Consider the following 20589-nt stretch of genomic DNA (forward strand, 5'->3'; position numbering starts at 1 on the left):
TATCATAATGCGCTTTTTAACACGATGCCATGCTTCTGTTGAAGTAGCCTAACCAGGCCAGAGTTGTCTGAACAGTGCGGCAACCAAAATGCCGGCAGCTATGGCCGGTAGTGGCTTCTTTAACAGCAACATGGTGACAGCTGTAGCCAACAAGGCCAATCTGGCAGCGTTGTCACCTGTAACTGCAAGGGGGGCCAGAATAGCGACCAGTACGGAGCCGGACATGGCATGGATAAACTGTTTTACTCTGTAACTGATGGGCACGAAAGACATCACAAAAACGCCACCCCAGCGAGTCGCCAATGTGACTGAGGCCATGGCCAGAATAATGACCAGAACACCCAGTCCTGCCGTTTCAACGTTCATGATTTTTCTCCAGCCAGACAAGACCAACCAGACCACCGGTTATTGCACCCACTATGACGTGACTGTTTTCTGGCAAAAACCAATAGGCCAGGATTGATGAGCTGGCTGCCAGTGTCCAGATCACCAGCATCCGCAGGTTTTTTTCTCCACCGACAACCATAGCGAGTAGAAAACAGCCCATGACCATATCCAGCCCAAAACGCTCCGGATCTTGAATAACACTGCCAAAGTAGACGCCCAGCCAGGTACCAAATATCCAGAATGACCAGAGTGCAAGCCCGCCGCCCAGCAGCAGTCCCAGACCTGGCTGTCCACGACTGAATGCCTGCATAGACAGGGCCCAGTTGGCATCAGATGCAACCAGCATAACGCCATAGCGTTTTCTCGTTGGCAGGTGACGAAGCCAGGGATAAAGTGTTGCGCCCATAAGCAGGTGGCGTGCATTGATTGCAAATACAGTTATGACCAATGTGAGCAGGGATACTTGAGGGCCCCATAACTCCAGAGCGGCGAATTGTGAGGCACCGGCAAAGACCAGGGTACTCATGGCAATAATAGCCGGTGCACTCAGGCCTGACTGGGCAGCTGCCAGGCCAAATGCTACCCCGAATACCACGACAAATACTGACAAAGGGACCAGTTGTTTAAAGCCGGTCCAAACAAGTTGGCGATCGAGTTGATGTAGCTCCGCTTCGTTGACTGACACGTCAGGCTCCAGAAATTACAGCTTATAACCTGTTATGTATTGGAGTTTAATTTGAATAAAGCGAATACGTCTGGTGAATGCTATTCAATTAACGCACAGGTTATTGAGGTCGCCTGAGTCTACCAGATCTTCAGATCAACTGGCCAAAATGCTTTGTAGCAGTGACATTATTATTCCAACATGGTGCTTTCCTACCAGACTTTCCCCATCCAGCGCTGATTCAGTTCACGGTATTCCGGGCGTTTACGGAACTCAAGGATGAAACTGTTAATTGCTGACAACAGCGTCTGGCTGGAAGGGTGATCACTGACTCCGGCACTATAATGCCAGAGTTCGTTTGCCAGGTTGTCCGGCAATAGTTCAATATGTCCAGACCAAGGGCTGTCCTGATGTGTGGCGGCCCAATAATAGATCGGCAGGTCGATGGCAAAGGCATCGACGGTGCCATTGCTCAAGGCATCATGAATCCAGCTTTGATTGGTGTACGCCAGCAAGTTGGACAGTTGAATACGTCCACCAGGAACTTGCAGGTTGCTACGCCAGCGCAATCCGGCTTCTTCCAGGGTGGTAAAGGCTGCAGGGTCATTGACACACCCCAGCACTTTCCCTTGCAGACTTTCGATGCTCTGGATGGTGTCGTCCCCTTTGCGGCGAGCCAGTACATAGGGCAGGTACACATAAGGTTCGGAGAAGGCGACGCCTTCGTAGTTCGGATCGGGGGGCAGGGCACTCCAGACCAAGTCCACCTCGGCTTCACCTGGTCGATCGCCGCAGTCTAGCAGTTGGGTACAGAGATCCCAGGGTTGCTCAACAAACTGGCATTTCACTCCCAGCGATTGCGCAAACAGTCGTGCCATGTCGGCATCAAATCCCTGTAAGGGGGCATTGTCAGTTGTTCTGAAGGATAGCCCCTTAAAATCAGGTTCTATGGCGATACGTACCACACCGCGATCACGTATTGCGGCCAGACGGTCAAAGGCAGGGTCAGTGACAAGACCGTGATCTGTACAGGTATGTTGCCATTGTCGACTCAGATTTTTTAAGCCTGAATGTTGGGGAGCTAACTGACAGATTAGTTGACGCCCCTGATAGATTTTGTGATTGGCACGCTCACTGGCGCCATTACCTATCTCCAGTGTGGCGTTAATAATGCGGTTGTTGCTATCTATTTCATCCAGATGGTTGCTCATACCTGAAAGTAGTTGATGTAAGCGTTCCAGTGAGTGCTCAACCTGTCCTGAAAGCTCAGAAATACGGGTTTCAGCACGATCAAGCAGATCAATAATGCTCTGTTCCAGTGGTGAAAGATCTATCTGCTGATAAGCATTACGCGCACTTTCCCGGGTACGACGGGCCAGCATGCGGACCTCATCGGCTACCACGGCAAAGCCTGCTCCGGCTTCGCCTGCACGAGCGGCCTCAATGGCCGCGTTCAGTGCCAGCAGATCAACGGTTTTACCGATATTATCTATCCCTGCAATTACTGAGCGTGCATGTTCGGCTTTGGTGTTCATTTCTTTGCGTAGGGAAGAGAGGTGTTCTGAAAAAAATTGGTGCACAGCCTGAAGTTCCTGCTCTACTTCAGTGCGCAGAGAATCAGCTTCTTGTGAGCCGGATTGCAGTGATTGCCTTGAACTTTTTAGGTAGTCCTGCTGTTCGGTGGTTTTGCCTGCTATTTCGAGTAGCGTATTGCTGGCAACTCCAAGGCTATGTTGTGTATGACGTTGCAGAGCATCAAGACGTTTGAATACCGACTGCATCGGCTGTATAAGTGGCGTCAGCTTAGGGTCTTCCAGTTGCTGGCGTAAAAAATCGGGCAGGTCCCTGGCATCCAACAGCGCATTGTCCTGCTTTGACTCAATAGCGGTTAACCATTCGGGATGGGTTTCGCTGGATTTATCGAGTCGTGATGGCGTTGTAAAAAACAGCATGCATTACCCTCCGGAAATTTGTATTTCTGATAGGAATGCAAATTTCGCGCCGATTAAAATAATATGCCTGATACTCACAGTGTATAGATGAAAGGGCCTGAGCTATCCTCTAGTCCAGGCAGTCGGTATGATGGTTGGTTTATAGATGAATTGAATTAGGGACCTGGCTTGAAGCTTCAACTACCTTTCTGGCTTTATCCACTGGCGTTTATTCTCGGCCTGCTGATCGGCGCTGCGGCGCTGCGTTATACCCCCGATGGGCGTATCAACCTGATGCTGGTCTGGTTGGTTTGGGCAGGACTACCGTTTGTAGGTGCGTGTATTTCCGGACTAATGATGTTTCGCAAGCAGCGAGCTCCCTGGTTGTTGAGGTTTAGTGGTGCCCAGCGCTGGCAGTTGGATAGCCAGTCACAACTGCAACTTTGGCTGAAACTCCATCAACTCTGGTGCTTAAGCGCGCTAGGTGTGCTGGCCGCTTTTCTGACGCTGCTGTTATTCACTGATCTGGCATTTGGCTGGAGTTCAACGCTGGTCGATGATCCGACCCTGATTCACAAAATCACCCAAATGATCAGTGTTCACTGGCAAGCCTATTGGCCGTCTGCTGTGCCAGATTTGGCATTAATTGAAAGCACCCGTTTTATTCGTATCGCCCCGGCCACTGAACATGCCGTGAATGCGGGAGGCTGGTGGTCGTTTTTGCTGGCAAGTCTGGTGACCTATAACCTGCTGCCGCGAATTTTGCTTATTCTGGTTTGTCAGTTGCAGTTGCGCCATTATTCACACCGCCTGAGTATTAGCTCGAATCAGCCTGTGTCGGCATCAACTGAAACAGCCTTGGCTGATCTGCGGGTACAAGACCTGGCAGACTGGGAAGGCGTTGAACAGCTATTCTGGGAGATAAACACGTCAGAAGGGCTGACGCTGGGCGTAGACAGTTGGGAGTCAGATCAACAGCGCTGGCAGGCTCTGCTCAAGCGCAAACCGTCCCGGCTGGTCTGGTGTATCGATTTACGCCGTACACCCCTGGCAGAAATGGCAGATAGGATAAAGCAGGCATCGGCATTGGGGATTCAACAGGCGATTCAGGTCCGGGATAACAGTCTTGAGGCACCGGCACATGCCAGGGATAGCTGGCAGCTGTTTGCCAGACAACATCAACTCGTATGGTTGGAGGCGCAATGATTGCAGATGCCGCACATTTTTGTGTTGTCGGGCACCCCAACAAGGGTAAGTCATCCATTGTCTCAACACTGACTGAAAATGACAGTATCCAGATAGGGGTAGAGTCAGGCACCACCCGGCAGGCTGATAGTTTTTCTTTTATCGCTGATAATCGACTGTTGCTGGCGTTGACGGATACGCCCGGTTTTCAGCGCGCACGTCAGGTATTGGCCTGGTTGCAACAACAGACGGTGGCACCGCATGAGCGCGCCGCCCGAGTGCGTGCTTTCCTGGATGTTGCCGAGCATCGACAGGCCTTTCCTGATGAAGTTGCGCTGCTGACCCCGGTGATGCAAGGCGCCGGGATTATTTATGTAACCGATGCATCCGGACCGGTTTCAGCCAGTGACCTGGCTGAAATGGAAATTTTACGTTGGACAGGTCAGCCGCGTATGGCGGTGATCAACCCGATGGCAGGCAGTACGCATCAGGATGAGTGGCGTCAGACACTCAATCAGTATTTTCAGTGGGTGAGGGTGTTTGACCCTATGAGTGCGCAGTTGGACTCGCGGCTGCAACTTTTGCGTGCCATGAATGAACTGGCTGATCCGGCACAGCAACGCGCCTTAAAACGCTTGATTCAGCACCTGGAGACTCGTGAGTCTGGGCGTTTGAGTCAGTTCGCGCAGCAACTGGCCGCCTATTGGTGTGGACAGATCACCCTGACACTGGATGCCGCCAGGCTTCAGTCGGGTCAATCGCCAGAGGAGGCGTTGCAACAGTCACTGAATAAGGCAGAAGAGTCCAGGTTTCAGCAATGGATGCAGCAATGTGGCTACAGCCGCCTGGAACTTGAGACCCAGCTGAACTGGGTGAAAGGCTTTAATCAGCTTATGGATACTGAGCAATGGTCCTTCTGGGGGCTGAAATCTAAAGAGTTAATGGTCGTATCAGCCGCGACAGGCGCGGCGGCCGGTTCACTGTTTGATGTGGGTACTGGTGGCAGTTCTTTGTTGTTAGGGGCCATTACCGGTGGAATCTTAGGTACCGCCGGTGGCTGGTTAGTCTCTCAGCAACAGCCTGGTTCTCGCTTATCGATTCCCGGGATTAAAAAACAGCATAAGATCGGCCCGGTCAAGCACCCGAATTTCCCGTTTGTGGTGATGGCGCGTAGTCTCAGTTTTCTTAATCTGCTTTGGTCCCGCACTCATGCCCAGCGCGATGCGCTGCAGTTAGAGGTGAAGGCTTCCACCTGGTCTCAGGCCGAACAGGTGCGTTTGCTGCGTTGGGCAAAACAGCTGCAATCCGACAAGTGGAGCGATAAATCCCAACAGGCACTGGAAGCCTGGATCGTGGCGCAGTTAAGTGAAAATACGGATCAGTCAGCCGAGTAGAGCTTGCCTTCTCCGACAATAATGGCCTGCCCACCCACCTGAACCAAACCTGGCTTAACATCCCCATTAGCGGCGGTGTAGATCACGCTAGGTCTTCCCATTTCTATACCCTGATGAATCTGACAGCGTAATGCGTCGGGCTGGTTAGCGGCCAGATAGCTGGTCAAGGCAGCGGCTGCGCTGCCGGTCGCAGGATCTTCGCAGATACTGGCATGCATACAGAACATGCGGCTGCGAATCACGGTTCCGGTTTCGGTTCCGATGTCGTTTGGTTGTTCCATCACGTAAAGATATATTTGTTCAGCACTGCTGCTAGCGATAAACTCTGCCCAAATGGTTGCAGAGATGAGAGCGCCCTCCAGGGCCACCCTGTCCGCTAATTCGATCAGGTGGTAGGGCAGCCCGCAGGAAGCAATCACGGGCTTGCCAATCACCTGGTGTGTTTCGAGACCTAATAGCGCCGCCGCGCTGACCTGATCCAGATTACTGTCCATTACCTTGGCAGGCTGGGCGGTGGTAAAGGTTGCTCTTGTTTGTGCATAGCTCACCGCCAGTGCACCGATTGGCGGTTGTAGCACTAGAGTCTGCTCAGGGTTGACTAATTTCAATGCCGCCAACAAGTGTGCGGTACCTACTGTCGGGTGGCCTGCAAACGGCAACTCTCGGGTAGGGGTAAAAATCCGCATCGGGTAGTGGTTTGTGTTAGTGGCCGCACCTAAAAACACGGTTTCGGCCAGGTTAAGCTCATTGGCAAACGCTTGCATTGTACGGGTTGCTAGTCCATCGGCGTTTGGAAATACCGCCAGTGGATTGCCGGTAAAAGGGTGGTCGGTAAACACATCCAGCAGGTAATATTCAGCGGTTTTCATATGGTCCTCGTTTAAAGGGTGGCAGGTTCCAAAAGTGTTTTTGTCCTTCATGGTGCGCCTGTGAGCGAGTAATGCCGACATCCTTAAGTAGTCGGTCATCAAGCTTTCGTAACTGGCGGCGGCCGCGGTAGCATTGCCAGTAGTCGTGCAGTCGATGGCGCAGTCGGGTAACGCTGAAGTGTGACATGATTTATCTCCTCATAGTTTGTCTAACCAGAGTACTCAGTGCTAGTATTTCAATACAGATATAGGTTTTATTATTTTTAAGATACAGGTGAGAAGTTTTATGCTTCTGTATGGTTATTTATTTGTGTATCTGTATTGTTTGTTGGTTTGATTTGGGGAAGTGTTATGACACGCTACGAAGAGGTTGCCACACTGTTACGGCAGCGTATTGAACATGATATTTACCATGTAGGTGATCGTTTGCCCTCTATCCGTGCAGTATGCCAAGAGATGGAGGTCAGCATTTCGACGGCTCAGGAAGCCTATCGACAGTTGATGGATGCCGGGTTAATTGAGTCGCGCCCCAAATCTGGCTACTTCGTGCTACCTAGTCGAGTGCCTTCGGTGTTACCGTCGGTCTCACGCCCAGCACAGCGTCCCTTGGATGTTTCCCAATGGGATCAGGTGCTGGAACTTGTCGCAACCCAGCGTGATGACACTCGGCTGCTATTAGGATGTGGCGTACCCAATCTGACCTATGAAACCTTGCGGCCTTTGTCAAAAATCCTGGCGGGCTTACACCGCAGCAATAATCTCTACGGCTTTAATTACGATAAACTGAGCGGCAGTCCTGAGCTTCGCCAGCAGGTGGCGCGGTTAGCGGTTACGTCCGGCTGTTTGTTGCACCCGGATGACATTATGGTGACCACCGGTTGTCAGGAGGCACTGGCCATCTCGTTGCGCACGCTGACCCAGCCAGGTGATGTTGTCGCTGTGGATTCGCCCAGTTTTTACGGCACCATGCAGATTCTCAAGGCCAATGGCTTAAAAGCGCTGGAAATCCCCACCGACCCGCAAACCGGCATCAGCCTGGAAGCGTTGGAGCTGGCACTGGAACAGTGGCCAATTCGTGCGATACAGGTCACGCCAACTTACAACAACCCCTTGGGCTATACCATGCCTGAAGCGCGTAAGCGGGCGTTGTTTCAGCTCGCCCAGCGCTTCGATGTCGCCATAATCGAAGACGATATCTATGGTGATTTGGCCTTCAGTCTTCCTCGGCCGCGCACAGTGAAATCCTTCGATGACGATGGTCGGGTGATGTTGTGTAGCGGCTTTTCCAAAACAGTGGGGCCCGGGCTGCGGGTAGGGTGGCTGGCACCGGGTCGCTACCGAGATCAGGCACAGCATATGAAGTATGTTTCCACCGGTGCTTCGGCCACGCTGCCGCAACTGGCAGTAGCGGAGTTTGTAGCCAAGGGGCACTATGAGCGCCACCTGCGCTATGCTACCCGCCAGTATCAGCGTCAGCGTGACATTATGATCAGTTGGGTGCAGCGCTACTTCCCCAAGGGCGCGGGCATCAGCTACCCTCAGGGCAGCTTTTTATTATGGGTGGAACTGCCCGCTGCGGTGGATTGCGTGCGTCTTAACGAACGTTTAGCACAGCACGCCATCCATGTGGCACCAGGATCGCTGTTTTCAGCCTCAGGTAAGTATCGCCAATGCCTGCGCCTGAATTATGCCTTTACCCTGACGCCCACTATAGAAGCCGCCGTGCGCACTGTTGGTGAGCTTGCCACAGAAATGGTGCAAGAAGCGCAGCAGCATGCGGTGGTTGCCTGATTAACGCTTATCCGGTAACAGAAAGTTATTCCTCTGTTCGCCCAGTCCGGTTTGCTCCGAACGTACAGAAGTATCCTTGAGCTGCACCCCCGATAACTGACGCCGGTAGGATTCCAGCAGCAAGAACATCAGCTTGTCGGTGGCGTCATCATAGCTCAGTCCTGGTGGACGAATATTGGAGATACAGTTGCGCGCTGCATCGGTCAGACCGACTCTGGGGGCGTAGGTGTAGTAGATGCCCAGGCTGTCGGGTGAACTGAGGCCTGGTCGTTCACCGATCAGCAGAATCACCGAGCGGGCTTTCAGCAGTTCACCCACTTCATCCCCCACAGCGACACGTCCCTGGCTGACCAGACAGACAGGTCCCGGTCTTAAGCCCTCTGCATTCAGGGCGGCTCCCAAGCGGCGTACCATGGGGACCGCATGGGAGGCTACAGCGGTGGAGGACAGACCGTCAGCGATCACGATCAGAGTATCGGGTGGGGTGATCTGAGTCGCTTGTTGCTGAAGGTAGCTGACTGAGGCAGGACTGAGGCGGCGCCCAAAATCAGGGCGTTGCAGGTATTCCTGACGATGACTGACCCGACTGCTGAGGCGATAAACCTGAAAGCCGTCTGCTTCCAGCTGTTGTTGCAGGGCCTCTTCATCCAGGGGCAGGTGGACGGCATCCCGCGCTCTGGCATGGTCCAACTGAAAGGCCAGTTGTTCACGTGTAGGAAGGCTGACACCTGTGCGTCCCAATCCGATGCGTGCATCTGTATGCTGACGCAGTGATCGCCAGCTGTTGTGGGTGACGATAACGTCTGCTTTTGCATCTGTGTTGGCATCATCATTCATCAGTGCTTGCCTCCTGTCAGGCGCAGATCAGCAAACGCGCCGGGTAACTGACTGCCGGTGCTGAGTCGCCCTTTCACATCAAAAATGCCCTGACGTTGCAGCCAGGCTTCAAACTCCGGTGCAGGCCTTTTACCCAGTACCTGGCGAATATAAAGCGCATCGTGGAAAGAGGTGGTCTGGTAGTTCAGCATAATATCATCCGATCCTGGAATGCCCATGATGAAGTTGATACCGGCCACACCCAGTTGGGTCAGCAGCATGTCCATATCATCCTGATCCGCTTCGGCATGGTTGGTGTAACAGATATCGCAGCCCATGGGCACACCTAGCAGTTTGGCACAGAAGTGATCTTCAAGACCGGCACGGATGATCTGTTTGCCATCATAGAGATACTCAGGGCCAATAAAGCCAACCACTGTATTGACCAGTAATGGATCAAAATGCCGTGCCACGGCATAGGCTCTGGTTTCACAGGTCTGCTGATCCACGCCATGATGGGCGTTGGCCGATAAGGCGCTGCCCTGGCCTGTCTCGAAATACATCAGGTTATTACCCAGCGTGCCGCGTTGCAACGATCGGCCCACTTCCAGGGCTTCTCCCAGCAGTGCCAGGTTAATACCAAAACTTGTGTTGGCCGCTTCGGTGCCGGCGATAGATTGAAAGATCAGATCGACAGGCACGCCCTGGTGTATTGCTTCTATTTGCGTGGTTACGTGACTTAGAATGCAGAATTGGGTGGGAATCTCATAACGCTGAATGACCTCATCCAGCATCTGCATCAGCGTGGTCACGGCCTGATAGTTATCGGTGGCCGGGTTGATGCCAATCACTGCATCTCCACTGCCGTAAAGCAGGCCATCCAGTACACTGGCAGCGATGCCAGCCGGATCATCCGTCGGGTGGTTGGGTTGTAACCGGGTGGCTAAGTGCCCCTGCAGGCCAAGCGTATTACGAAAGCGGGTGATGACTTCACACTTCGCCGCGACACTGATCAGATCCTGAATACGCATGATCTTGCTGACGGCGGCGACCATCTCTGGGGTCAAACCCGGTGCCAGTGCCTGTAAGGTCAGGGTATCGGCCTGCTCGGACAGTAGCCAGTCACGAAAGTCCCCAACCGTCAGGTGTGCCACGGGCGCAAAGGCCAGTGTGTCGTGGGTGTCCAGAATCAGCCGGGTGACCTCATCGGTTTCATAGGGAATCAATGCCTCGTTCAGAAAGGTCTTTAGCGGCACATCAGCCAACAGCATTTGCGCAGCGATGCGCTCCTGTGCGTCCTGAGCCGCCAAGCCTGCCAGACAATCCCCCGAGCGCAGCGGCGTAGCACGTGCCATCAAGGTTTTCAGATCCTGAAACTGATAGCGCTGTTCACCCAATACACATTGATAAGCCATGCATTCTATCTCCTGGCAGCCAGTAAGTGGTGTATTACTCTATTCTTTGCTTAAAAACACTAGCAGAAAATGTGCCAAGTGATGTGAATAGTAATCAGGCTATCATGATTTGACTCATACTGGCGTGCTCACCCGAATCGGCGCGTAATGGGATATGGATTTAGGTAATGTCTAGGCGGCCACCAAGGACCGTGCATGTTTCAGTTTGTCTGCCAAAACTTCACTGTGTTGAGCCAGCCACATATCATTAATGAGCTGCAGGTTAAGCCAAAACTCAGGTGTGGTCCCCAAGACCTTCGCCAGCAAAAAGGCCGTTTCTGCCGTTACACCACGCCGACCACCGCACAGCTCATTAACGGTCTTCCTGCCAACGCCCATCGCTTTTGCCAGTTCGCCCTGGGTGATGCCCAGAGGTTCAAGAAACTCTTCTTTGAGCATTATGCCTACGCTTGTAGGTTGATGAGCAGGTATTTTTAGTGCTTCAACCATAATGCCACCTCTTACTTAGTACGTTGGGTGACTTGTTACCACGAAAGTAATAGTCATCCAGCCATTGGTCACGGAAGCTGTTAATCATTGTAAATAGTATCCTGTATCGATACATGTTACAAATAATTTTAGAACGAAGGTGGGAATCAATAATTCCTTTTAATAGCCATTTGTCCGTTTTAGTGTTTTATCATCATACGTCGATATGCAATCCTTTTTAAGTCTTGGTGTGAATCAACTCACTCCGCATCGAAGGTAGATAAGTCCTTTAACAACTGATCTGTTTCATGGCAGACATAGGCCGGGTCCAGGCAGTTTTCCAACTGAATATCGGCAAATTGCAGAAAGCGCCGTGCGGCATGGGGCAGGCGACGGTCGCGGCGCACGATAAAGTGCCAGTGGCTTTCCAGCGAGAAACCGGGGACCGACAGTTCAACCAGTCCGGCAGCACCTGGAGGAATTACATGCCGCGAGATCACCGCGATTCCCATGCCTGCGGCAACACCGACGCGTATGGCTTCGTTGCTGGCCATCTGCAGGCTGCGGTTTAGTTGCAACCCCTGAGTTTGCAGCCAGCCATCAAACAGCATGCGGGTGGCTGAACCTGGCTCTCGCAGTAAGAATCGCTCCTTCAACAGATCTGTCATTCTTAGATTCGGCTGCTGCGCCAGTGGATGATCAGCGGCCACGATGATCACCAGTGGATTGCGCAGAAAACGTGCCGCTGCGGCATGGTCCAGTGCCGGTGGGTGACTGAAGATATAAATATCATCCAGTTGCTGATTAAAGCGTTGCAGTACCTGCTCACGGTTACCTATCTCCAGGGTGAGATCAACCTCCGGGAAGGTTTTACTGTAAGGGCCTAACAAGCGCGGTAAAACATACTGGGCGGTATTGACCATGGCTATACTGAAGCGTCCGTATTGCCCGGCTTGAACACTGTGCAACTGATCTTGTAGGTCGTCAAAGCGACCGAGCATATCCAGTGCGGCGGCGTAGACTATCTGCCCTGTGTCGGTCAGTTGGATTCCCTGGCGGTGCATGATTAGCAGGGGTTCTCCCACGGCTTCACTCAAGCGCTTCAGTTGCAGCGAAACTGTTGGTTGCGTTAAGTGCAGCTGGCGAGCGGCCTCGCTGAGGCTGCCAGTCTTGATTACACAGCTAAACACTTCCAACAAGCGAAATGTAAGGTGGCGTAGTTTCATAATAGTTTCATCTCAGTACAGTATAGATAATTATCTATACTGTATGTGTAATAAGTTAATTAGTCTAAATGTTTATATCAGGGCAAAATGCGTCGACTTTCATTTGACGGAGTAAGATCGCAATGCCAGATATCGTGGTGATGTTTTTTCTGCTGGGGCTGGTGGCGGGCCTGGTGCGTTCGGATCTCAGTGTTCCCAAGGCGGCCTATGACCTGCTAAGCCTGATGTTGATGCTGACCATTGGCTTGAAAGGTGGTTTTGCCCTCTATGGGCAACTGCGCCTGTCATTGATTCCTGAATTACTCGGGGTTGCACTGATCGGTGCGTTGATTCCTTTGTTGCTGATGCCGCTGCTTCGCCGTGTGGTTAAGCTGTCACTCGCTGACAGTGCCAGTCTGGCGGCACACTATGGTTCCGTGAGTGCGGGTACTTTCGCTGTGGCCCTGGCCTATACACAAACACAGCAACTGGTTGTGGGCTCAGAGGTCACCTTGTATCTGGTGATGCTGGAATTGCCGGCCATTATTGTGGCGTTGTTACTCTACCGCCGAGCGGTACCTGTCACGGGGTCAAGCCTCTCCGGGCTTTGGCATGAAGCGCTGACGAATCGGGGTGTTATTTTGCTGGTGGGTGGCGTGATCATTGGTGTTGTGTATGGTCCGGAGCAGGGTGCCAATGTTACCGGCTTACTGACGGGCGCATTCCATGTGGTGTTGGCACTATTTCTGCTGGATATGGGGCTGACCGCCGCCACAACACTCAGGCCTTTCCCGCGGGCACAGTGGCGGGTGCTGGTGTTTGCTCTGGTAGCACCACCGATACTGGCTATGACAGGCTTGCTTATGGGGATCTGGTTGGAGTTGCCGGTTGGATCGGTGGTGATTCTGGCCAGTATGACCGCCAGTGCTTCCTATATTGCGGCACCGGCGGCTATCCGTAATGCCATTCCCGATGCCAATATAGGTTTGGCAATGCTGGCTGCGCTGGGGCTGACATTTCCGCTCAATGTGATTATCGGTATTCCGTTGTATCATCACTGGCTGATCGCGCTACAATCACTGTAATCCAGCACAGCCAGTATTGACAGGAAACCCATGACACAATTAAAAGCACATCCAAAACTGCTGTTGCGTTTATCAGGCTTTTTGCGGCCTTACACGCTGCAGATGACAATCGCCGCCATAGCGCTGGTCGTGGCCGCCGGGTGTGTGTTGCTATTGGGGCAGGGGTTGCGACTGGTTGTGGACCGGGGCTTTGCCGACAATGATGTTCAGTGGCTGAATTTCGGTTTATTGGTGACCCTGGTCGTGGTGCTGGTGATGGCCATGGCGTCAGCCGCACGCTTTTACTATGTCAGCTGGATTGGCGAGCGGCTGGCGGCTGATCTGCGCACTCAGGTGTTCAAGCATCTATTGACCCTGGAGCCGGAATTCTTTGCCCGTAATGGTGGTGGCGAGATTCAAAGTCGTCTGACGGCCGACACTACGGTGCTGCAAAGCCTGTTCGGCTCATCGATCTCCATGGCGCTGCGCAATCTATTGACCTTTATTGGTGCGCTGATTTTCCTGTTTATTACCAGTCCGATGTTGACCTTGCTGGTATTGGTCGGCATTCCGGTGACGGTGATACCGGTGGTCTGGTTTGGGCGGCGTGTCCGTCGTCTGTCGCGCTCCAGTCAGGACAGGGTGGCGGAGCTGGGGAGTTATGCCGGTGAAGTAATTCACGGTATTGAAACGGTGCAGGCATCGGTACATGAAGCTGAAGATCAGCGTCATTATTCGTACCGGGTGGAGCAGGCTTTCCAGAGTGCACGGGCACGTATTGTGCAGCGGGCCTTGTTGACCGGTTTTGCATTGATGGTGATTTTTTCGGCGGTCGGGCTGATTCTCTGGCAGGGTGGACACGACGTATTGGCTGGCCGGATGAGCCCCGGTGAGCTGACGGCGTTTGTGTTCTATGCCCTGATAGCCGCCGGTGCTGTCGCTACTCTGGCCGAGGTGGCCGGTGAAGTGCAACGTGCGGCAGGTGCCACAGAACGTTTACTGGAATTGCTGGATGCCACGCCTGCCATCTTCTCACCGCAAACGGTAACACCTTTGCCAGTCCCTCTGCGTGGCGAGGTGATTTTTCAGGGGGTGAGCTTTGTTTATCCGTCGCGCCCGGAAACGGCAGTAATCAGTGATTTTTCGGTAACGATCCAGCCAGGTGAGCGTATTGCCTTGGTGGGACCCTCTGGCGCGGGCAAATCCAGTCTGCTGAAATTGCTGCTGCGCTTCTACGATCCTGCCCAGGGGGATATCTGCCTGGATGGCGTTAATATCAAAACGCTGGATCCTCAGGCGCTGCGCAGTTGTATGGCCCTGGTGGCTCAGGAAACCATTCTGTTTACCGGTACCGTGGAAGAAAATTTGCGTTTTGGTCGCCCTGATGCCACGGAAGCCGAGCTGGTTGAAGCCGCTTCTCAGGCACAGGCCTGGGAATTCATTCAACGCTTGCCACTGGGGTTGAAAACCCCCTTGGGGACCGGCGGGATTCAGTTATCCGGTGGTCAGCGCCAGCGCATGGCGATTGCGCGGGCCTTGCTGCGTGATCCTCGGGTACTGTTATTGGATGAAGCCACCAGTGCCCTGGATGCGCAGAGTGAACAACTGGTTCAAGCGGCTCTGGATCAACTCATGCAGGGGCGTACCTCCTTGGTGATTGCGCATCGCTTGTCGACGGTGATTTCTGCTGACAGAATTTTGGTGATGGATCAGGGGCAATTAGTGGCCTCGGGTACGCATCAACAATTATTGCAACAGTCTGAGCTGTATCAGCGTCTGGCGGCTTTGCAATTTGGTGAAGAGGTTAGCCGTGCTGATACGACACAAACGGAGGCGTGCCTATGAAATTCAAGCATGTTGTTGTACTCACCGGGGCGGGTATTTCAGCTGAGTCAGGTATTCGAACCTTTCGTGACCAGAATGGCTTGTGGGAAGATCACCGCATCGAAGATGTCGCTACGCCGGAAGGATTTCTACGTAACCCTGATCTGGTCTATAGCTTTTATAACCTGCGCCGTGCCCAGTTACAGGACCCGGCCGTTGAACCTAATCTGGCACATCTGGCGCTGGCTGAGTTTGAAGCCAGCCACACCGCGCGGGGAGGGCAGTTTACCCTGATCACCCAGAATGTGGATGATCTGCATCGACGAGCTGGTAGTCGGAATATGATCCCCATGCATGGGCAGTTGCTAAGCGCACTGTGTACGCGCAGTGGTTTGTCTCACCCATGGCATGGCGCTTTAAGCGCATCCGACCGTTGCCGTTGCTGTGACACGCCACAGCCGTTACGGCCTGATATTGTCTGGTTTGGTGAAGTACCCTATCAACTGGATAATTGCTTCAATGCCCTGGCGACAGCGGATCTGTTTATCTCAATTGGCACCTCCGGAAAAGTCTATCCCGCGGCTGGGTTTTTGGGCGTGGCTCAGGATGCTGGCGCCATGACCGTGGAGCTGAATATGGAACCTACTCGTGAGGATTTTGATCAGGGCTATTACGGGCCAGCGTCGCAAGTGGTGGCTGAGTTTTTAAATAGTTTAGAGGATCAAGCTGGCTGACCCCTTGATGAGCTGGCTGACCCCTTGATGGTTTGTCGGTAAGCGGGGGTTAGTTGGGAAAGACGCCAGTTATTGGGTGCGGGTTGTTCTGGTGGGTTGTGTAGCCAGTGAATCAGCTGTTCGGCGGCGGCGTCAGCTTCGGTATCCGGGTCTTGGGGATGGCTGGCATAACACTGCTCAGTCGGGATGTACTCAGGGTAAGCCAGGCGATTTGGTGCTAGCGCGAGGCAGCCAGAGGCCATGGCTTCGAGCATGGAAAGGCCCTGAAAATCGTGCAGAGCGGTGGATAACACGATATCAGCTTGCTGCAATAGTTGATGATACTCATCGACCTGGGTTTGATAACCAAAGTGCAACAGGCGGCTGTGGTGTGCCTGTTGAATCTGTGCAAAGGCCTCGGGTTGCTGTCGAAACTGCTCACCTACCAGACTTAAACGAAAATCCTGTCCGCGTGCTACCAGATTATCCAGCAGTTTCAGTAAACGATCTGGTCCCTTGTCGTATTCCCAGCGATGGTTCCAAAGCAGGTGCGGGCAACGGGTATCTGTCAGGCGTGCGCGTTTAACAAACAGCTTGTCTTCTATGGGAACTGGCAAGATGGACGATTTAGCCAACAACGCCTGTGGCAGGCCCTTGGGGAGTGCATCGGGCAGCTTTTTTAACAGTCCGGCGACACCCTGAACAAAACTCTGGCGATTCCACTCACTGTTGAACAGCAACCGGTCTGCGGCAACGGCACTGTAAAGGTTAATCATTTGTGGCTCATAGCTGTTGAACTGACGGCCAGAGTCCGGAAAAGCAAACTGGTTTTCGTGCAAATAGAGCAGAGCAGGCACTTGCGCCAGTTTTGGATGAAAACCGCGCAGGCTGGCAAGATCCGTCATGGAAGTGGCCAGGAGCAGATCCCAGGGCTGTTGCAGCAAGGGCTCATTCAACCAACTCAGCGCATTACCGCGTATCCGCCAACTGAAGTAACGGGGCGGCAGTGACAGACAATGCCACTCAAACTCAGGTAATGAGTTTACTAACTGTTGCCGCCAGCGCTGATGGCTGGCGGCGTCATAGGCAGAGAGAATCAGGATACGGGGGCGGGTTGGACTCATAAATGAAATTCAGGCCGTTACCAAATGCGCTGTATTGTTCCACAAAATCTATCGCTTGTCGGCAAGCCTGGTCACAAAAATCCAACCACATCCCCGTTTATTTGCAGCAAGGCTTTGCTTACTCGACTGTAATGGTTATTTTCTCCGAGATCATTGGCTCAGTATGGGGGATATGCATCAAATCACCCATTAGCAGCTGCAGCGTATGCTCACCGGGTTCCAGCTCCAGGGTGACTTCGGTTTGCCCACCACCAAAGTGCAAATGACGTTCATCCGTTGGGACCGGCATATCCAGAGCGGGCAAGGTGTCGACATTGATTAACAGATGGTGATGCCCGGTGTTTGGGAAATCAACGCCAGCAGGTGCAACTCCCATGCCTTTCACTCCAAAGTGAACAGTAACCGGGTTGCTAAGGGTTTCACCGTCTGCTGGAGAGATGATATAGAGTTTTTTCTCCTCGTTAGCAACCGATGACAGTGGCAGCAGAAATAAAAGCAGAAGTAGAGCCAGAAGAGGGGATTGCCATTTCATGATGAACTCCTTGTTATGCTTATTTTTGGGTGTGAGTGACTGTCTTCAGCCTAGATCAACCAGGATGCTTGTCAAATAGAGCAATAACGATAATAGCTCCAATAAACACCTCCAGCCGTAATAAGTACAAATAATCGGAGTGAAAATATGTCAACTATCTACATCCTGGGAGGCGGAGCTATAGGCTCAGCTGTTGCTCGGCTCAAAGCCTCTACCGGAGCATCGGTTACCCTCATTACCAGACATCCAAACGATCTGCCTGACAATATTAATCAGATACACATCGCCTCCTGGGACTGGCATGAAATTACGCAGACACTTCACAACTTAGCCTTACCCGATCAATTTCTGGTAACCAATGGCCTGCTTTGGTCAGAAACACAAAGGCCAGAGAAGCGCACCGAGGCACTGACTCAGGAGGCATTACTTGCTTCATTTTCCGCAAATGTTTTAGTGACGGCGGCTTGTTTACAGCACGTAAGTGGCCGAATGAAGCGTGATACCGTCCTAAGATTTATGGCGATTTCAGCAAAGGTTGGCAGTATTAGTGATAATCGATTAGGGGGGTGGTATGCCTATCGTACATCCAAAGCGGCTTTGAATATGCTGGTTAAAACCACAGCAATAGAGTGGCAACGGCGCTTTCCGTTATCGGCTTTGGCCACCTACCATCCGGGTACAACAGCTAGTGGTTTGTCTGAACCTTTCCAGCAGCGTGTACCAGCTGGTCAGCTTAAAACACCTGAAGATGCGGCGCATTGTTTAGTGGAAGTCATAAATTCTCTAGCGCCTGAGGCGAGTGGTCAATTATTGAACTGGGATGGAAATACACTGGCATTTTGATTTACATAACAGAGCGCTTAACCTAAAGTCGATACTGGATCAAATAATAAATATCACTAGGAGGCTGCATGGTTCCTGTTTCCATGAGTGCAATGTGTTTAATGGGTCATGGCGGGCTGGAGCAACTGGTCTATCGTCAGGATGTGCCAGTACCAGAGCCTAAAGATGATGAAGTCCTGGTGAAAATCACTGCAACGGCAAAAAATAATACGGACAGAAAAGCGCGTGAAGGTTTGTATCCGGTTGGCAGCAGCAACGAAGTCACGTCCTTTCAGATGGGAGGGACGCCAACCCTAACCTTTCCACGTATTCAGGGTGCGGATGTTGTCGGTAGAATTGTTGCCGCAGGTCGGGATGTACCCGTGTCTCGCATAGGCGAGCGTGGTTTACTGGACTTTAATCTCTACCCGGATGAGCGTGAAAACCTGAATCTGATGCCTGACTACTATGGCCATGGAGCTGATGGTGGTTATGCTGACTATGTTGCAGTAAAAGCAAATCAGTTTTATCACCTGCCGAATAAAGACCTGGCCGATGCTGAATTGGCTTCAATGGGCATGTGTTCCTATCAAACCGCGTATCATATGTTAACGGCAGCCAAGGTCTGTGCTGGAGAGCGAGTGCTGGTATCTGGTGCTAGTGGTGGCGTGGGTACAGCCCTGATTCAACTATGTCGTATTATGGATGCCATTCCTTATGCTGTGAGTCAGCCAGATAAAGCTGAGGGCTTGTTAGAGCTGGGAGCTGAAGCTGTAATAGATCGCGGAAGTATGGATGATTTTGTCGAGCGTGTGCTGAGTGCGACTGGTGGTGCCCCGATTGATGCCGTGATGGATCTTGTGGGCGGAGAGATGACTGATCGTTTTATCGATACCATGATTCAGGATATGCATGCCCGAACAACCTATCCGCGCCTAAGTATTGCCGGTGCCAGTGGTGGTAATATCAGTCAGGTGATGTGGACACGAATTTACCTTTATCAAGTGCAGATTTTTGGTGTGTCGCATGGAACCCGGCAAGAGGCACAACAATTAATGCATTGGATAGAGCAGGGGAAACTCAAACCTGTTTTGCATGGTACTTTTCGGCTTTCAGACTTGCATGCGGCTGAAACCTATTTTGTTAACCGAAGCAGTAACTATCTGGGAAAAATAGTCATTGTTCCGGATGGTGAATGGGCTGAACATGGTGCTCCTTTTGCGTTGCCGGAGGCTGAAGTATGAGTAGACAACTGAGTCTGCATTTGATGGATACGCATGCCGGAGGGGACGTTAGCCGGATCGTCTATGCCGGTGTAAAAGCCCTACCGGGAGAGAATGTCCGACAACAGATGGAATACCTGCAGCACCAGGCTGATGGGCTGAGGACACTGTTATTGTCCGAACCCTATGGTATTCCGGAAATGTCGGTGGATCTGCTGGTGCCAGCCACTAACCCGCAAGCGGTCGCCGGTTATATTATTATGGAGGTGATGGGCTATCCGATCTATTCCGGCTCCAACACCCTGTGCACAGCAACCGCTGTGCTGGAACTGGGTGTGGTACCCAAGCAGGAAGGTCGACAGCAATTTATGCTGGAATCACCGGCTGGACTGGTACAGATCGACGCTGAGATACGCGACGGGGTGGTGGAATCAATTACCTGTGAAGGCCTTCCCAGTTATATCGATAGCTATCAACAAACTATCCTGGTACCCGGCTTGGGGGAGGTGACCTACAGCATTGCCTACAGTGGTGGTTTTTACGCTCTGGTGGATGCAGCCGAGCTGGGTTTCAATCTGACACTCGATGAAGAAGCCCGTTTAAGTGTCTGTGCACACGCGATAATTGAGGCGATTAGAATAGAGCAAAATTTTCGTCATTATTCACTGGATGATGTCGGCCCCATTCCTTTCCTGCATTTTATGGGGCCGGTTGAAAATCCGGCAAAGGGGCAGTATCAATCACGTTCGGCTACCTACGTGCATCCGGGTGTGATCTGTCGAAGTACCACGGGTACCGGTACCTCTGCGCGTCTGGCTTTGATGCAGTATGAAAAGCGCATTGTGCCAGGAGATACGCTGGAAACCTGCTCTTTGAGAGAAACCCGCTTTGTTGGCCGATTTACCGGTTTGAGTCAGGTAGAAGGGCAAACGCTGGTTGAAAACAGCATTACCGGTAAAGCCTATGTGTTAAATCGTGCTGAAATAATCGTGAATGCAGATGATCCCATGGTGAAAAGTGACGGGTTAGGTTCGTTGCTCTATCCACTTGACTGAGTTGATCGCCAAGACAGTGCCATCTAGTGCTCGTGTCGTATAGATATTTTTGCTATTTTCACTGGAGCTATAGCAATAAATAGCTGTTTTATAACAACGAGGAGCTA

General features: G+C 52.3%; 20 protein-coding genes. 9 read left to right on the forward strand and 11 right to left on the reverse strand.

The features are described from left to right. Nucleotides 1-48: 48 nt before the first annotated feature. The 3 genes from F5I99_RS08080 to F5I99_RS08090 form a co-directional block, all read right to left on the reverse strand. Nucleotides 49-366: an AzlD family protein gene (locus F5I99_RS08080; protein WP_151054843.1), complete on the reverse strand. Its 318-nt coding sequence runs from the start codon at nt 364-366 to the stop codon at nt 49-51. After that, nucleotides 356-1072, reverse strand: coding sequence for an AzlC family ABC transporter permease (locus F5I99_RS08085; protein WP_151054845.1), 717 nt, complete (start codon nt 1070-1072; stop codon nt 356-358). The genes F5I99_RS08080 and F5I99_RS08085 overlap by 11 nt, the downstream gene beginning before the upstream one ends. A gap of 191 nt (nt 1073-1263) precedes the next feature. Then, nucleotides 1264-3003 carry a methyl-accepting chemotaxis protein gene (locus tag F5I99_RS08090; RefSeq protein WP_151054847.1) on the reverse strand — a complete coding sequence of 580 codons (1740 nt, stop codon included), beginning with the start codon at nt 3001-3003 and terminating at the stop codon, nt 1264-1266. A gap of 168 nt (nt 3004-3171) precedes the next feature. On the opposite strand from F5I99_RS08090, the gene F5I99_RS08095 reads away from it, so the two are divergent. After that, the gene (locus tag F5I99_RS08095) at nt 3172-4188 is read left to right on the forward strand and encodes a DUF2868 domain-containing protein (protein WP_151054849.1); all 1017 of its coding nucleotides are present in this window, start codon (nt 3172-3174) and stop codon (nt 4186-4188) included. Further along, nucleotides 4185-5561, forward strand: coding sequence for a DUF3482 domain-containing protein (locus F5I99_RS08100; protein WP_191905982.1), 1377 nt, complete (start codon nt 4185-4187; stop codon nt 5559-5561). Before F5I99_RS08095 ends, F5I99_RS08100 begins: the two co-directional genes overlap by 4 nt. Here the strand turns inward: F5I99_RS08100 and F5I99_RS08105 are convergent. Both F5I99_RS08105 and F5I99_RS08110 read right to left on the reverse strand, forming a co-directional pair. Then, on the reverse strand, nt 5546-6430 hold the full coding sequence (locus tag F5I99_RS08105; RefSeq protein ID WP_151054853.1) for a PhzF family phenazine biosynthesis protein: 885 nt from the start codon (nt 6428-6430) through the stop codon (nt 5546-5548). The genes F5I99_RS08100 and F5I99_RS08105 overlap by 16 nt on opposite strands. After that, nucleotides 6417-6617 (reverse strand): DUF1127 domain-containing protein, encoded by a 201-nt coding sequence (locus F5I99_RS08110; protein WP_151054855.1) that lies wholly within the window; start codon nt 6615-6617, stop codon nt 6417-6419. Before F5I99_RS08110 ends, F5I99_RS08105 begins: the two co-directional genes overlap by 14 nt. Before the next feature lie 164 nt (nt 6618-6781). Here F5I99_RS08110 and F5I99_RS08115 point away from each other — a divergent pair, with 164 nt between their 5' ends. Then, entirely contained in the window at nt 6782-8221 is a 1440-nt protein-coding gene (locus F5I99_RS08115) for an aminotransferase-like domain-containing protein (protein ID WP_151054856.1), read from the forward strand. On the opposite strand, the gene eutC is transcribed toward F5I99_RS08115, so the two are convergent. The 4 genes from eutC to F5I99_RS08135 all read right to left on the reverse strand — a co-directional run bounded on the left by eutC (nt 8222) and on the right by F5I99_RS08135 (nt 12146). Beyond that, the gene (gene eutC / locus F5I99_RS08120; RefSeq protein WP_151054858.1) at nt 8222-9058 is read right to left on the reverse strand and encodes an ethanolamine ammonia-lyase subunit EutC; all 837 of its coding nucleotides are present in this window, start codon (nt 9056-9058) and stop codon (nt 8222-8224) included. Next, nucleotides 9058-10452: an ethanolamine ammonia-lyase subunit EutB gene (locus F5I99_RS08125; protein ID WP_151054860.1), complete on the reverse strand. Its 1395-nt coding sequence runs from the start codon at nt 10450-10452 to the stop codon at nt 9058-9060. Before F5I99_RS08125 ends, eutC begins: the two co-directional genes overlap by 1 nt. Before the next feature lie 171 nt (nt 10453-10623). Next, nucleotides 10624-10941, reverse strand: a complete 318-nt coding sequence (locus tag F5I99_RS08130; RefSeq protein WP_151054862.1) for a HigA family addiction module antitoxin — start codon at nt 10939-10941, stop codon at nt 10624-10626. A 239-nt stretch (nt 10942-11180) separates the two neighbouring features. Further along, on the reverse strand, nt 11181-12146 hold the full coding sequence (locus F5I99_RS08135) for a LysR family transcriptional regulator (protein WP_151054864.1): 966 nt from the start codon (nt 12144-12146) through the stop codon (nt 11181-11183). Between the two features lie 122 nt (nt 12147-12268). Here F5I99_RS08135 and F5I99_RS08140 point away from each other — a divergent pair, with 122 nt between their 5' ends. The 3 genes from F5I99_RS08140 to cobB are packed head-to-tail and all read left to right on the forward strand — an operon-like array spanning nt 12269 to nt 15747. Further along, a complete protein-coding gene (locus F5I99_RS08140; protein WP_151054866.1) occupies nt 12269-13210 on the forward strand; it encodes a sodium-dependent bicarbonate transport family permease in 942 nt (313 codons plus the stop codon). 30 nt (nt 13211-13240) lie between these two features. Continuing rightward, entirely contained in the window at nt 13241-15034 is a 1794-nt protein-coding gene (locus F5I99_RS08145) for an ABC transporter transmembrane domain-containing protein (protein WP_151054868.1), read from the forward strand. Further along, on the forward strand, nt 15031-15747 hold the full coding sequence (cobB, locus tag F5I99_RS08150) for a Sir2 family NAD+-dependent deacetylase (protein ID WP_151054870.1): 717 nt from the start codon (nt 15031-15033) through the stop codon (nt 15745-15747). The genes F5I99_RS08145 and cobB overlap by 4 nt, the downstream gene beginning before the upstream one ends. Here cobB and F5I99_RS08155 read toward each other — a convergent pair. Together F5I99_RS08155 and F5I99_RS08160 are read right to left on the reverse strand one after the other, a co-directional pair. Further along, nucleotides 15735-16850 carry a tRNA-queuosine alpha-mannosyltransferase domain-containing protein gene (locus F5I99_RS08155; protein WP_151054872.1) on the reverse strand — a complete coding sequence of 372 codons (1116 nt, stop codon included), beginning with the start codon at nt 16848-16850 and terminating at the stop codon, nt 15735-15737. The genes cobB and F5I99_RS08155 overlap by 13 nt on opposite strands. Before the next feature lie 118 nt (nt 16851-16968). Further along, a complete protein-coding gene (locus tag F5I99_RS08160) occupies nt 16969-17382 on the reverse strand; it encodes a DUF4399 domain-containing protein (RefSeq protein WP_151054874.1) in 414 nt (137 codons plus the stop codon). A 147-nt stretch (nt 17383-17529) separates the two neighbouring features. On the opposite strand from F5I99_RS08160, the gene F5I99_RS08165 reads away from it, so the two are divergent. The 3 genes from F5I99_RS08165 (at nt 17530) to F5I99_RS08175 (ending at nt 20482) form a co-directional block, all read left to right on the forward strand. Then, nucleotides 17530-18225 (forward strand): SDR family NAD(P)-dependent oxidoreductase, encoded by a 696-nt coding sequence (locus F5I99_RS08165; protein WP_151054876.1) that lies wholly within the window; start codon nt 17530-17532, stop codon nt 18223-18225. 68 nt (nt 18226-18293) lie between these two features. Next, a complete protein-coding gene (locus F5I99_RS08170; RefSeq protein WP_191905983.1) occupies nt 18294-19448 on the forward strand; it encodes a zinc-binding dehydrogenase in 1155 nt (384 codons plus the stop codon). After that, the gene (locus F5I99_RS08175) at nt 19445-20482 is read left to right on the forward strand and encodes a proline racemase family protein (RefSeq protein WP_151054879.1); all 1038 of its coding nucleotides are present in this window, start codon (nt 19445-19447) and stop codon (nt 20480-20482) included. The genes F5I99_RS08170 and F5I99_RS08175 overlap by 4 nt, the downstream gene beginning before the upstream one ends. The last annotated feature ends 107 nt before the right edge of the window (nt 20483-20589 follow it).

The organism is Nitrincola iocasae (assembly GCF_008727795.1).
In the GTDB taxonomy this organism is placed as follows: domain Bacteria; phylum Pseudomonadota; class Gammaproteobacteria; order Pseudomonadales; family Balneatricaceae; genus Nitrincola; species Nitrincola iocasae.

Excerpts from the sequence above, each read along its gene's own strand:
- F5I99_RS08155 (WP_151054872.1), bottom strand. The coding sequence starts at position 16,850 with ATGAGTCCAACCCGCCCCCGTATCCTGATTCTCTCTGCCTATGACGCC.
- F5I99_RS08165 (WP_151054876.1), top strand. The coding sequence starts at position 17,530 with ATGTCAACTATCTACATCCTGGGAGGCGGAGCTATAGGCTCAGCTGTT.
- F5I99_RS08105 (WP_151054853.1), bottom strand. The coding sequence starts at position 6,430 with ATGAAAACCGCTGAATATTACCTGCTGGATGTGTTTACCGACCACCCT.
- eutC (WP_151054858.1), bottom strand. The coding sequence starts at position 9,058 with ATGAATGATGATGCCAACACAGATGCAAAAGCAGACGTTATCGTCACC.
- F5I99_RS08140 (WP_151054866.1), top strand. The coding sequence starts at position 12,269 with ATGCCAGATATCGTGGTGATGTTTTTTCTGCTGGGGCTGGTGGCGGGC.
- F5I99_RS08175 (WP_151054879.1), top strand. The coding sequence starts at position 19,445 with ATGAGTAGACAACTGAGTCTGCATTTGATGGATACGCATGCCGGAGGG.
- F5I99_RS08100 (WP_191905982.1), top strand. The coding sequence starts at position 4,185 with ATGATTGCAGATGCCGCACATTTTTGTGTTGTCGGGCACCCCAACAAG.
- F5I99_RS08160 (WP_151054874.1), bottom strand. The coding sequence starts at position 17,382 with ATGAAATGGCAATCCCCTCTTCTGGCTCTACTTCTGCTTTTATTTCTG.
- F5I99_RS08090 (WP_151054847.1), bottom strand. The coding sequence starts at position 3,003 with ATGCTGTTTTTTACAACGCCATCACGACTCGATAAATCCAGCGAAACC.
- F5I99_RS08130 (WP_151054862.1), bottom strand. The coding sequence starts at position 10,941 with ATGGTTGAAGCACTAAAAATACCTGCTCATCAACCTACAAGCGTAGGC.
- F5I99_RS08145 (WP_151054868.1), top strand. The coding sequence starts at position 13,241 with ATGACACAATTAAAAGCACATCCAAAACTGCTGTTGCGTTTATCAGGC.
- F5I99_RS08125 (WP_151054860.1), bottom strand. The coding sequence starts at position 10,452 with ATGGCTTATCAATGTGTATTGGGTGAACAGCGCTATCAGTTTCAGGAT.
- F5I99_RS08110 (WP_151054855.1), bottom strand. The coding sequence starts at position 6,617 with ATGTCACACTTCAGCGTTACCCGACTGCGCCATCGACTGCACGACTAC.
- cobB (WP_151054870.1), top strand. The coding sequence starts at position 15,031 with ATGAAATTCAAGCATGTTGTTGTACTCACCGGGGCGGGTATTTCAGCT.
- F5I99_RS08115 (WP_151054856.1), top strand. The coding sequence starts at position 6,782 with ATGACACGCTACGAAGAGGTTGCCACACTGTTACGGCAGCGTATTGAA.
- F5I99_RS08135 (WP_151054864.1), bottom strand. The coding sequence starts at position 12,146 with ATGAAACTACGCCACCTTACATTTCGCTTGTTGGAAGTGTTTAGCTGT.
- F5I99_RS08080 (WP_151054843.1), bottom strand. The coding sequence starts at position 366 with ATGAACGTTGAAACGGCAGGACTGGGTGTTCTGGTCATTATTCTGGCC.
- F5I99_RS08170 (WP_191905983.1), top strand. The coding sequence starts at position 18,294 with ATGGTTCCTGTTTCCATGAGTGCAATGTGTTTAATGGGTCATGGCGGG.